The organism is Moorena producens PAL-8-15-08-1, from assembly GCF_001767235.1.
Lineage (GTDB): Bacteria > Cyanobacteriota > Cyanobacteriia > Cyanobacteriales > Coleofasciculaceae > Moorena > Moorena producens_A.
In genome coordinates, this window is record NZ_CP017599.1 from 8,826,050 (window position 1) to 8,838,983 (window position 12,934).

The 12,934-nt window shown below is 45.1% G+C and carries 11 protein-coding genes; 2 read left to right on the top strand and 9 right to left on the bottom strand.

All coding sequences use genetic code 11. The features are described from left to right. The first annotated feature begins 78 nt into the window (after positions 1–78). Positions 79–594, top strand: coding sequence for a DUF4365 domain-containing protein (locus BJP34_RS32410; RefSeq protein ID WP_070395883.1), 516 nt, complete (start codon positions 79–81; stop codon positions 592–594). A 524-nt stretch (positions 595–1,118) separates the two neighbouring features. Beyond that, the gene (locus BJP34_RS32415; RefSeq protein ID WP_229424133.1) at positions 1,119–1,655 is read left to right on the top strand and encodes a CAP domain-containing protein; all 537 of its coding nucleotides are present in this window, start codon (positions 1,119–1,121) and stop codon (positions 1,653–1,655) included. Positions 1,656–1,658: 3 nt separating this feature from the next. On the opposite strand, the gene BJP34_RS49730 is transcribed toward BJP34_RS32415, so the two are convergent. From BJP34_RS49730 to BJP34_RS32445, 9 genes are all read right to left on the bottom strand, one after another. Beyond that, on the bottom strand, positions 1,659–1,781 hold the full coding sequence (locus tag BJP34_RS49730) for a hypothetical protein (RefSeq protein ID WP_267876424.1): 123 nt from the start codon (positions 1,779–1,781) through the stop codon (positions 1,659–1,661). Between the two features lie 344 nt (positions 1,782–2,125). Then, positions 2,126–2,272, bottom strand: coding sequence for a hypothetical protein (locus BJP34_RS45020; protein WP_158517595.1), 147 nt, complete (start codon positions 2,270–2,272; stop codon positions 2,126–2,128). 21 nt (positions 2,273–2,293) lie between these two features. Further along, entirely contained in the window at positions 2,294–5,263 is a 2,970-nt protein-coding gene (gcvP, locus tag BJP34_RS32420) for an aminomethyl-transferring glycine dehydrogenase (protein WP_070395884.1), read from the bottom strand. A gap of 59 nt (positions 5,264–5,322) precedes the next feature. After that, the gene (locus BJP34_RS32425; protein ID WP_070395885.1) at positions 5,323–6,519 is read right to left on the bottom strand and encodes an RNA-guided endonuclease InsQ/TnpB family protein; all 1,197 of its coding nucleotides are present in this window, start codon (positions 6,517–6,519) and stop codon (positions 5,323–5,325) included. A gap of 695 nt (positions 6,520–7,214) precedes the next feature. Beyond that, positions 7,215–7,385 carry a hypothetical protein gene (locus BJP34_RS45025; RefSeq protein ID WP_158517596.1) on the bottom strand — a complete coding sequence of 57 codons (171 nt, stop codon included), beginning with the start codon at positions 7,383–7,385 and terminating at the stop codon, positions 7,215–7,217. A gap of 3 nt (positions 7,386–7,388) precedes the next feature. Further along, a complete protein-coding gene (gene gcvH, locus BJP34_RS32430; protein ID WP_070395886.1) occupies positions 7,389–7,796 on the bottom strand; it encodes a glycine cleavage system protein GcvH in 408 nt (135 codons plus the stop codon). Positions 7,797–8,133: 337 nt separating this feature from the next. Next, positions 8,134–8,337: a hypothetical protein gene (locus BJP34_RS32435; RefSeq protein WP_070395887.1), complete on the bottom strand. Its 204-nt coding sequence runs from the start codon at positions 8,335–8,337 to the stop codon at positions 8,134–8,136. A 309-nt stretch (positions 8,338–8,646) separates the two neighbouring features. After that, complete coding sequence (infB, locus tag BJP34_RS32440; RefSeq protein WP_070395888.1) at positions 8,647–11,940, bottom strand: translation initiation factor IF-2; 3,294 nt, start codon at positions 11,938–11,940, stop codon at positions 8,647–8,649. Positions 11,941–12,360: 420 nt separating this feature from the next. After that, positions 12,361–12,636, bottom strand: a complete 276-nt coding sequence (locus BJP34_RS32445) for a YlxR family protein (RefSeq protein WP_070395889.1) — start codon at positions 12,634–12,636, stop codon at positions 12,361–12,363. Positions 12,637–12,934 lie beyond the last annotated feature (298 nt).

The following is a 12,934-nucleotide window of genomic DNA, read 5'->3' on the forward strand; positions in this document are numbered from 1 at the left end:
TTCTTCAAACGGAAAGCGCACCTTAGTGCTTTTAACCAGCGAAGTGACAACAGCTTAGAATCCACGTGTTTTCAAACCATGGAGAGTTCAAGACCGAGAGAACAAATTATTGCTGATCTCTGTATCAATTATGTGGAACGATATGTATTCTTATGTGGTTACTCAGTAGAACGAGTTGAACTTGAGTATACCTATGGTTTTGACTTGATTATCTTTACCTATGATACCAATTGTGAACTTGAAAATGGTAAAATTCACGTCAAGCTAAAGGCAACGGATTTTCTGAGCATGCTAGCCGCTGACAAAGAAACCATAGGCTTTCCCCTAGGACGCTCAGACATAGAGCCATGGTTAAAAGAACCAATGCCATGTATCCTGATTGTATACGATGCTCAGATCGATCTAGCTTATTGGCTGTACTTGCAAGCCTACTTTGAAAACTGGGAAAACTTTGATCCATGGCACATGGAAGAAACGATTACGGTTAATCTTCCTAAAAAGAATATTGTCAATCAAGATGCCATTAAAAAATTCGCTCGATATAAAAATGATGTGCTGCGACAGTTACCGGGAGTGATTCGTCATCGTTCCTAGAAACGTTATTTTTACTAGAAACGTTATTTTTAAAGAGTTTAAGCATTAAGCTCTCAGCGGTCAGCGGTCAGCCGTCAGCCGTCAGCTCTCAGCAGATCAAAAAAATGATTACCTGTTGTCAGCCATGCAAAGCGCGAGTGGGGGGAACCCCCGTGAGGCCACTGCATCGCTTATTCAAAAGCATCTTAAGTAGTGTCCCCGTAGCCCATAAGCTGATAACTGATAACTGATAGCTGATAGCTGATAGCTGAATAAAAAATGAAAATGCGATGCCCTTTTGGCCTTTAGGCCACGCTACGCGAACGGCCACGCTAAGCGAAGGCAAAAAAACCTCCCCTGGTAATTTCCCATAAAAGAATTAGGGAACCTTTTCAGGGGACGGTTAGTCAATATACATAGCAATCCCCTTCAAAAGTTGAATAGGATTGCTCTATCTATCTAGCGCCATCTTAATGGCTACCGGGTGCCATCGGATCTATTGCAGATGTTGTCCCATCAGGTGATTTATGCATAGAATTAAATTTTTGGCAATTGCTCCGCTTACTTTGCTCGGATTATCTGAAATAGCGCTTCAGTCTAGCTCAGTTGTGGCTAACACTTATTCCAATAACACCCTCCAGAGAGGTTCTCAGGAGCAGATAACTGTGCTAACCAGTAGCTCATCCTTAGCTAAATTCAATACTGAGTTGCTTGGACTAACCAATGCTGAACGGCGAAAAGCTGGCTTGCCACCATTACAGCTTTCTGCTGAGCTAAGTCAAGCCGCACAGCTACACGCTGAAGATATGGTGCGCAATGGTTTTTTCAGTCATACTGGTTCGGATGGTTCTAAAATAAGCGATCGCGCTAAAGCAGCAGGATATCTATATTCCTATGTTGGTGAAAACATTGCTGCAGGTTACTCGACTCCTGCTCAAACCATTAGGCAATGGATGGGAAGCACTGGTCATCGCCGTAATATACTCAAGCCTCAGTATCAAGAAATTGGCTTTGGTTATGTCAGCGATCCTTCCAGCCCCTATCGCCACTACTGGGTGCAGGTGTTTGGTTCACCACGTTAATACTCAGTAGGGAGTAGGGAGTAGGGAGTAGGGAGTAGGGAATCGGGAATCGGGAGTCGGGAGTCGGGAGTCGGGAGTCGGAATCACCCTAACCCCCGTTAATAACCGAGTTATATCATTTGACACTCCCCGGCCTTAAGGCGCGGGGATTCTTAGTTCTGCGATATACCTTAAAGTTAGCTATCCTGGAAGGCAATACTTAAGCCGTAAACCCGTTATAAATAACCAAGAATCAAGCCTAATTTAACTAACCCCAGTGGGCTTATCTCCCTAAGCGTTTAAGATTCAGAATCTCCGAATCCTTGTTTCCGTGTGCCCCACGGTACATTATCATTTTGATTCGTTACTTTACTGGGTTTCGGTATCTGTTAAGATCCATGCGTTTGAGAGGTTTTTCGCGCCTCGTGTACTAGCATCGCTTTACGTCGTTGGGGTTGGAGGCAGTACCGACGAATCCTGCCTGTGCTAGGCTACACACTTAATAAAGTATACACCTTTTGTTGGATAGATTCCGGAAAAGCCGTCCTAGAAGGACGGGGCTTGAAACCCATTGTTTTGGTCAGGATAATTACCCTAAATAAAAATCTCCCCATCTTCCCATCTCCCCATCTCCCCACACTCCCAACTTGACTTTGGAGTTAGATGTAGGCCTCCATCCCTTCACAAGAACAAACCAAATTCCTATCCCCAAAGGCATTATCAATGCGCCCTGCCACAGGCCAAAACTTGTGTTCCCTTAACCAAGATGCAGGGTATGCGGCTTCCTCACGGGTATAGGGATGAGTCCATTCACTGACCATCAAGGCTTCTGCTGTATGGGGAGCATTCTTCAGCTGATTGTCCGTTTGGTCTACCTGACCCGATTCAATCGCTTTAATTTCCTGGCGGATAGCAATCATGGCATCACAGAAACGGTCGAGTTCCTCCTTCGACTCACTTTCAGTAGGTTCCACCATCATTGTCCCTGCTACAGGCCAGGATACCGTTGGGGCATGGAAACCATAATCCATCAGGCGTTTGGCAATATCATCCACTTCGATGCCCGCAGACTTTTTAAGCGATCGCAAATCCACAATACACTCATGAGCCACTAATCCATTGTTCCCCTTGTACAGAACAGGATAGTAAGGGTCTAACCGCTTAGCCATGTAATTAGCATTAAGAATAGCCACTTTAGTCGCCTCAGTTAACCCCGCACTCCCCATCATGGCAATATACATCCAGGAAATCGGTAGAATGCTGGCACTTCCCCAGGGTGCCGCAGAAATTGCACCAATAGATAAAGTGGAAGGTTGAGACTGTAAGGTTTTGGGTAGGAATGGTACTAAGTGAGGCATCACCCCAATTGGTCCCATGCCAGGTCCACCCCCACCGTGGGGAATACAGAAGGTTTTGTGCAGGTTCAGGTGACACACATCTGCCCCAAAGTCCCCTGGACGGCACAATCCCACTTGGGCATTCATATTCGCCCCATCCATATAAACCTGTCCCCCATGGTTGTGGACAATGGCACAGATATCTTTAATCTCTTGTTCAAACACACCATGGGTAGAGGGATAAGTCACCATCAGAGCAGCTAGTTTTTGGCTATGGTGCTCGGCCTTCTTCCTCAAATCATCTAAATCAATGTTGCCCATCTGATCACAAGCAACAGCCACCACCTTTAAACCAGCCATTACCGCACTGGCGGGATTGGTACCATGGGCAGAAGTAGGAATTAAACAGATATTGCGATCGCTTTCTCCCCGGTTTTCATGGTACTTACAAATAGTGAGTAATCCTGCATATTCCCCTTGGGAACCAGCATTAGGTTGAAGAGAAATGCCAGCAAAGCCAGTAATTTCTGCTAACCATTCTTCCAGCTGCTGGAATAGAATTTGATATCCCTGAGTTTGGGAGACCGGAGCAAAGGGATGAATCTTGCCAAATTCCGGCCATGTCACTGGCATCATCTCAGCAGTAGCATTCAGCTTCATGGTACACGAGCCCAAAGGAATCATGGACGTGTTTAGAGCCAAATCCTTACTTTCCAGACGGTGCAAATAGCGTAGTAACTCCGTTTCTGAGTGATAGCGGTTGAATACTGGGTTGGTTAAGTAGGTACTACGGCGAGCAAACGGTTCATTAAAATCAGCTGCCACCTTACGTGTTACCTCAGCCGCCAACTCTTCCACAGTAAAGAGTAGGGATGCACTGCTTGGTTCCCCTAAACTTGCAAAAATTTCCCACAAGTCTACTAAATCCCTAGCCGTCGTTGTCTCATCCAGGGAAATCCCGATAGTAGTTGAATCAATAATACGTAGATTAATTTGACCTGCTTCAGCTGCTTCTATAATTCCTGACACAGAGCGATCGCTTAATTCTACGCGCAAGGTATCAAAAAACGGTTCTGAGCTAATACTGTAACCTAAGCGTTTCAGTCCCTCCGCTAGGATAACCGTTAATTGATGAATTCTCTCGGCAATACCTTTGATTCCCTCTCGCCCATGATAAACTGCATACATTGAAGCTATCACCGCCAAGAGCACTTGGGCAGTACAAATATTGCTCGTGGCTTTGTCACGACGGATATGTTGCTCACGGGTTTGCAGTGCCAAGCGCAGTGCTGCTTTACCATTAGCATCTTTTGATACACCAACGATACGTCCTGGTACTTGCCGTTTATAAGCTGCCCGAGTAGCAAAATAAGCTGCATGAGGTCCCCCATATCCTAGGGGAACACCGAAGCGCTGGGTGCAGCCTATGGCAATATCAGCCCCAAATTCCCCTGGGGGTGTAAGCAGGGCAAGGCTTAGAATATCAGCTGCCACAGTTACTAAGGCTTTAGCACTATGAGCCTTATCAATAAATTCCCGATAATCGTATATGGTGCCATCCGTTGCTGGGTACTGAAGCAGAGCTCCAAAAATCTCTTGGTCAAATTCAAAGGTGCGGTGGTCACCAACAATCACCTCAATGCCCAAAGGTCTAGCCCTGGTTTGTACCACTGCGATAGTTTGGGGATGACAGGTTTGGGAAACAAAGAAGTGTTTGGCTTTGGTTTTACACAGACCATAGCTCATGCTCATAGCTTCCGCTGCCGCTGTTCCTTCATCCAGCAAGGAAGCATTAGCAATTTCCAGACCAGTCAAGTCTATAATCATAGTCTGGAAGTTGAGTAGTGCTTCGAGTCGTCCCTGAGCAATCTCTGCTTGGTAAGGGGTGTAAGCCGTGTACCAACCTGGATTTTCTAGGATATTCCGTTGAATTACAGGTGGGGTAATGCAGTCGTAATAGCCCATGCCAATGAAAGACCGGAATACTTGATTCTTAGAGGCAATTTCTTTTAGCTGAGCCAGGGCAGCATACTCGCTTTGTGCCGCTGGTAACTGCAGAGGTTGATTAAGCCAAATAGCGGCGGGTACAGTTTGCTCAATCAGGCTATCTATAGTGGATATACCCAGGACGTTGAGGATTTGCTCTATTGCATCTGGATTTGGACCTATATGTCGATTGACAAAAGCATCGGTAGATGGTAATGTTTGTGATGCGGAAAGAATAGGGTCAGATTTCAACAACGACTGAGTATTTGCTCTATTTTTTTGATCCTGGATATCCAAATTCTGCATAGTAAACCAATTTTTGAATTAAGCAGCGAAGGTGGGGTTGACACTCCCCACTGATAGAATCAGGGGGATTCTTGGTTCAACGAGTCAGCTTGCTCATCCAGGTCGGAACCAAGAAGAGTAGAGGCCAATTCTCCCCAAGCGTTGAGAACAGTTCCGGTGTGCCCCACCGTACTCAAGGCTCTCGTTAAAATGTTTTTGGCAGCGTTGTGGTCTCTGTCTAACTGGCAGCCACATTTACAAATATGGGTTCTAGTTGATAGAGACTTTTTCACCACTTCACCACAGTTGGAACAACTTTGACTCGTGTAGGCGGGGTTCACTGCAACAGTTATCCTACCAAACTTTAGACCAAAATATTCCAACCATTCTCGAAATTGATACCAACCTGCATCATTAATAGATTTGGCAATACAGTGGTTTTTAACCATATTACGAACCCTCAAATCTTCATAGGCGACCAGGTCGTTAGACCGGATTACGCAACGTGCCAGTCTCTTGGCATGTTCTTCACGTTGCCTACTTATTTTGAGGTGCTGCTTACCTAGTTTATTAATAGCTTTTCTACGATTGGATGAGCCTTTATTTTTTCGAGAAACTCTGCGTTGATAAAATTTTAGACGTTTTTCTCCTGTTCTGTAGAATCTAGGATTAGGTTCGGAGTAGCCATCAGAATCTGTGTAAAACTCCTTTAATCCAACGTCCAAACCGATAGTAAAACCAGTCGCTTCTAATTGTTCGTGATTGTCTACTTTGATACAGAACTGAACGTAATAGCCATCAGTTCTTTGAACAATGCGAACTCGTTTGATTAGTTTTTGGTCGAAACGCCACAAGTCCCAGGTACCTTTGAGTTTGACATTGCCAATACCTTTCTTATCTGTGAACTTAATGGATTTATTGTCCGGGGACAATTTCCATCCAGATTGCTTGTACTCCACCGATCTAGAATGCTTTTTGAAGCGAGGGTAACCTTTCTTGCCTGGGACTTTCTTTTTGCAGTTATCAAAAAAGCGCTTAATTGCCCTTTCTACGTTTTCGACCGAGGCTTGACAAGCATGACTATTTAAATCTTTAACAAACTTGAATTCGTCTCTTAGTTGGGTGTTGTAGCGATAAAGCTCTTTCTTGCCTACTCCACGATTGTCCATCCAGTAGCGTAAAACCTTGTTACGGACAAATCTTGCCGTCCGAATCGCTTCTTCTATGGCTACTTTTTGGCTTTTTTTAATAACAGCCTTGAACTCCATTGCTAACACCTTAAAAGCACCTCCTTGAGCTGCTTGCTTTAATTACTATTATAGTCGATCTAAGCAGGTGCACAAAATTAATTGCACATTTTTCAAAAATCAAAGCCTTACAATGTAAGGGTTACAGAGATTGGGACTAGGCAATTAATTATGTGTAGGTGCTTATTATCAAAAAAGTTCTAAGGACAGTTAGGGAATAAATTCCCTGCGGGCTAACCCCATGGATAGAATCGGTGGGGCGTTGCGCCCTTAGATCTTTCGGTCACTTTTGAGGGCTGTGACCCCCTAAGTTGGTAAATCTATAGATACACAAAGCCCGGATGTATAACTAAAGCGATTTATAACTAAAGTAATTTAGTTCTAAATATACACTATGAAAACCTAGCATATGACAAGCTAGACGTATTGCTAGATTGGTTCTAGATACACAACTTTATACAGCTGGGTTTAGTTATGACAACCCTACTGATCAGATTTTTACCAAAAAATTTGGGTAATCGCGCCCCGTCCTTCCAGGACGGCTTTGTGCTAAGATAAAGACATAACAAAAAAATAGTATTCTAGATGAACATGATCTTAAATAAGTAGACAGTGTAAAAAACCTGTTTTGAGATAATCAGGTTGCACAATCAAGTCTAACGATTTGGAAGTCTATGAAAGTCTAAGATACCTAAAAAAATGTTTATCTTAATTTGTTGATTAGTTTAGGTACGGTGGGGCACACCGAAACCTAGGTTATAAACCAAATACGCTTGTGGAGAGGCGACCTCTATTTTTCCTGGCTCCGGCCTGGTTAAACAAGTCACCCCATTGTTCGCGTAGCGTGGCCAAAGGCCAAGCAAGAATCCCCGTCCTTCCAGGGCGGGGAGTGTCATAGTCTACTCTGCCTCGACTTGGGCACGGTACTCCTCAGCAGAAAGGACACCCTCCAGTGGGTTATCAGGGTCATTCAGCCGCACTTTAATTAACCAGCCTTCACCATAGGGGTCTTCTGCAATCTGTTCAGGAGCCTCGATCATATCCTCATTTCGTTCTACCACCGTACCCGATACCGGTGAATATAGATCCGAAACGGCCTTGACCGATTCAATGGTACCAAAGCTTTGGTCATTTTCTTTGTTACCCTTCTCGATGGTGTCGTCAATGTCTGGGAGTTCCAGAAGAACTAAGTCCCCCAGTTGGTCAATGGCAAAGGCGGTAATACCAATAGTGGCAATTTCGCCATCAAGCCGCACATATTCGTGGCTATCAAGGTATTTCAGGTCATCAGGATATTCAAAGGCCATGTCAACTCCTAAATCAGCAGCAATGCTAATTATCCTTCCTCATTTGTCTTTCGTCCAGCCGCCTTTGACCATTGACCGCTGACTATTGACAGGAAACGTTCAGAGGTAGTAACTGAGTAATGGTTGACTTATAGCTACGTATATCTTTAAAATGCAACTACTCAAATACCACTACTAATTTGCTAATTTGGATTTTATGATATTTTTCCTTTTGGAAGAAGAAAAGGAATAATTTTAAGCAAGCTTATGTATTGCTTTGCCCGTTTCTGCCACAAAGCACTCATAAATTAAAATCACAATAAATCAGGCCAGATAGGAGCAACTCCTATCTGGCTATTCAGTAGGCAAGCATTTCTAGAGTTTCACGTAAGTAACGACGCACTCGGCTATCAAGACTATAATCCTGAAATTGTTCACCTAAGGGATGTTCCATTTGCCAGCGTTGAAATCCTGAACTAGCGGCTATTGCTTGTTTAAGACTGTTCCAAACTTGAGTGTCGTGGTTTAATTGTCCGGATTCGGATGTAACGAAGCTTGCCATATGCACACACGCGAAGATTTAATACAGATGAATCTAGTTGAGTAATGCTTAAGTGCTAAACTATTAAGCTTACCTGTACACTATCCTATCTGCTTTTTTAGGATTGTGCTTTTAGCGACATTGAATGGTTAAAATTTGGCAGGGTTAGGGTTAGAGGTTATCGGTTAACAGGTTAAAAGTTGCTTTGGATGGAACCTTGACAATTGCAAGCTTGCCACAGAGCAACTCGTCTAAATAACCTTTAACCTTCAACCTTAAACAAAACAACCTACCCGGCAATGGATGCCTGGGTAAGAACACCCCTCAGCCCTACTTCAGGGAGAGAGTCCGTCGCTTGGTTACCATCTGATAGGTTTCAATGATATCTTTTTCCGCCCAGTCGTTGAATTTATCAACACCCATACCACATTCGTAGCCAGCATTGACTTCCTTGACATCATCCTTAACACGCTTGAGGGAATCCAAAACTCCTTCGTAGATAACTTTGCTACCACGCCGCACTCGTAAACGGCAATTTCGCACGGCTTTGCCTGAGAGTACATAGCAACCTGCAACGGCACCACGACCCACTGGGAAGACAGCTCGAACTTCTACTTCACCCAATGGTTCTTCTACCTCTTCTGGCTCTAACAGACCTTCCATAGCACCTTGAACATCATCCAGGAGCTTGTAGATGATGTTGTATTCCCGCACATCTACCCCTTCCTGTTCAGCTGCTGGTCGAGCACCAGGAGCTAAGGTAGTGTTAAAGCCAACAATAACTGCACCACTAGCAGCCGCTAAGTCCACATCCGTTTCGGTGACTTCCCCAGGGGCAGCCAGTAGAACTCGAATTTGCACTTCATTTTGGGGCAGCTGTTCGAGGGATCCCAGAATAGCTTCCACCGAGCCTTGAACGTCTGCCTTCAAAATCAAGTTGAGTTCTTTGAGTTCACCTTCTTGAGCCTGGGCTGATAATTCAGTGAGGGTAACTCGCCGTGATTTCATGCGAGTTTGCAGGCGAGATTGACGTTGCTGTTGAGCTCTTTGACCAGCAACTGCCCGGGCTTCTTTTTCACTCTCAAAGACTTCAAACTCATCACCAGCAGCTGGAACATCACTCAAGCCAAGGACTTCCACCGCAAACGAGGGACTAGCTTGTTCGACTCGCTGTCCTCGGTCATCAAGCATGGCTCTGACCTTACCGAAAACTGAACCAACAACCAAGCTATCACCGATCCGCAACGTACCGTTTTGCACTAAGAAGGTGGCAACAGGACCTCTGGCTTTATCTAGGTGAGCTTCAATCACTGTACCTTTTGCTGGTCGATCCGGATTAGCAGAGAGTTCTTCTAGCTCTGAGACCAATAGAATCATCTCCAGCAGTGAATCCAAGTTTTCCCTTTGGATAGCACTCACTGGTACCATGATCGTTTCACCACCCCATTCTTCTGGGACCAAGCCCCGTTCTGATAATTCTTGCTTAACCCGATCAGGTTGAGCTCCAGCTTTATCAATTTTGTTAATAGCAACCACGAGTGGAACTTCAGCAGCTCTAGCATGACTAATGGCTTCAAGGGTCTGAGGTTGCACCCCATCATCAGCCGCTACTACTAGCACAGCGATATCAGTTACTTTTGTTCCCCTTGCCCGCATGGCTGTAAAGGCTTCGTGACCGGGGGTGTCTAAGAAGACAACCTGCTGCATTTTATCCTCATGCTCAACATCTACGTGGTATGCGCCAATATGCTGAGTAATTCCACCGGCTTCTCCTTGAGCCACTTTTGCTTCACGAATGGCATCGAGTAGAGTCGTTTTACCGTGGTCAACATGACCCATAATTGTCACCACAGGTGGACGCCGCTCGAGGTTTTCCAGGTCTTGGACATCCAGCATTTCCACCTTAGTCGCAGCAGAGGCTTCTTCTTCCATCTCGACTTTTACCCCCACTTCCTCAGCTACCATTGTGGCGGTAGGAACATCCAAAGTTTGGGTAACACTCACAGCTATGCCTTTGAAGAAGAGCATTTTAACAATGTCAGTTTCTGCAATAGCCAGTTCATTAGCCAGGTCTCTAATGGTGAGTGAGTCTCTCAAAACAATTTGTTCTGGGCGTTTGGGCTGAGTTTTCTGTGTACGACGGCGATCGCGATGATCCGACTTGTTGCTACTACTGGTTTTAGAAGGCTTCTTCCTGTGGCTAACACTCGCAGTAGTTGGTTGGGTTTGCTGTTTTTGCAGAGACTTTGGTTTGGGAGGACGAGCCAGAGAAAGACTAACTGAAAATGAACCATCGATTTTGTTATCGTTTTGATCTGATCCTGTTTCGAGATCATCTTCATCATCCAGAATCATTTTAGGTCGCCGCTTGAGTTTGGCGGATTTACCCTTCTGGACTTTGTCTTCTTCTTCCCCATTTTCTGCCTGCCACTCTTTCTTCTTAGCAGGTCGGGGGACAGATGGTCGCCAGAGCTTGACCTCCTTGAGCATTTCCTCAGATTCATTGACTAAGGTGTTGGTGTCTTGATCAGATTCTGTCAGACCCGTTGAGTCAGCATCCATTGCTGCTACTTGAGAATTGTCCTTGTCAAGACCTGGCTTGGTTCTTTTTGGAGGTCGCTGGAGTTCAGGAATGGTCGGCCTTGGTGAACTAGAACGTTTTGGTGGTGATGTTTCCGAAGGGGTTGACTGCTTATTGGTTGACTGCTTATTGATAACAGGGGATTTGTTAGGAGTTGGACTCTTTACTGACTTTGAACCCGAAGAACCCTTTTGGTTTGATTTGATCGGTCGCTCAACCTTAGAAGGCTGAGTTTTTGGTTGTGATAGTCTGACAGGCGGTCCAGTTAATTTTGGTTTTTCTGTAACCTTAGGTGAGGCAGTACTATCCTGTGACACCTTCTGGACTGGTTTAGCCGCTAGTTCGGGTTTAGCCGCTAGTTCGGGTTTAGCCGCTGATTCAGCTTTAGCCGCTGATTCAGCTTTAGCCGCTGATTCAGCTTTAGCCGCTGGTTCAGGCTTAGCCGCTGGTTCAGGTTTAGCCTCTGGTTTGGGTTTAGCCTCTGGTTTGGGTTTAGCCTCTGGTTTGGGTTTAGCCGCTGGTTCAGGTTTAGCGGCTAGTTCGGGTTTAGCGGCTAGTTCGGGTTTAGCGGCTAGTTCGGGTTTAGTATCCTGCTTAATCTTGGTGTCCTCTTCAGTGACCTGCTTAGGTCGATTGAGAGTGCTAGGCTGACGGGGGGGTATAGCAGTCGGCTTGATGGGAGGTTGGGGTGGGATTGCCATTTGATTAGTTCTCTGGCTAGAAGTATTCCCAGAACTGCGTTTGTGCTTACGGAGCTCGACAATTTGCTGCTTCCGCTCCCCTTTGGGAGGTCGAATTAATTTACCAGAGCTTAACTTAGAACCTTTATTTGCCGATGACTCACCTTCTGTATTGCTTACAGCTGCTAGTTGGTCAGAATATTTTTCGGCTGTCGTGCGAATCCGTTGGGCATCCGATTCTGTAATCGTGCTACTGTGACTTTTAACTGCAATATTGAGTCCTTCACAGATGCTCAAAATTTCCTTGTTGTCCAAATTCAATTCCCGTGATAATTCGTAAATTCTGACTTTGCCGCTGTTCATGCACTATTCCCCTGTCGTACCTACGTGTTGTTAAACCATACTCAACTACTCGAATGACTTTTTACTTGATCAAGCTTTATTGGAAAGCTTAAACGATAAGATAAGCGATGCTCAACAGATAATCAACCATCCATGCTTTTTCGTTGGTGTGTTCACCTCAACGGTAGTTTGATAAGTTTATCTATTATCGCGTGCTTCTTTCCTGTGAAAAAAGCCAAGCAGCATTCTACATTGACGGTTCGGTTAAACCGCCTAATCAGCGCGTATGCCTTTAAAGGTAGCTAGCGTATAATCGAAGTAAATTCACCTCCCTTGTGAAACCAGAGCATCAATAGAACTAATGACTTCCTTTGTATCCTAACGATTACTTATGTTCACCGGACGAACATACATGGAAGCTTGTGCAGCTAGATTCACCCTTTAATTACCTAAATTGGGTTTGCTTGGCATGGTAGCTAAACGCTGCCATAAAGTGTCGTACAGATTTTTTGGCACCGATGCACGCAGTGATCGCCCCAGTCGGTTTTTCTTTTGAGCCGCCGCTAGGCAACTCAGTTGAGGACATAAGTAAGCTGAACGACCCATACCCTGATCTAATTGTACCTTTCGTGACGGATAGACTCGGACAATACGCCAAAACTCCTGTTTTGGTGCTACTTTCCGGCAGCTAAGACAACGTCTATAGTTGGGTTTCATAAGGGTTTTCGGTTTGGAAAATCTCAAAAGTCCTCCTTCTTTAAAGGGTACGGTAGATGGAGGCTTGTTGGGCGTTTGCGATTGGGCAAACGCCCTGTTTATCTGATTGAGTTACCCAATGAAACCAAAAATCAATGCCAGAGGCCGGTAAAACGGCGTTGCTGATTCTGGGTATGGTTTTGCCCCCCTAGCCCCCCAAGCGAGGGATTGCTCGCTTGGGGGGAACAAGACTTTCTTGCGTCCCCCAAATTTGATACCGTTGGCGAAATTAATATTTGTTTACACAAGAGTAGCAGAT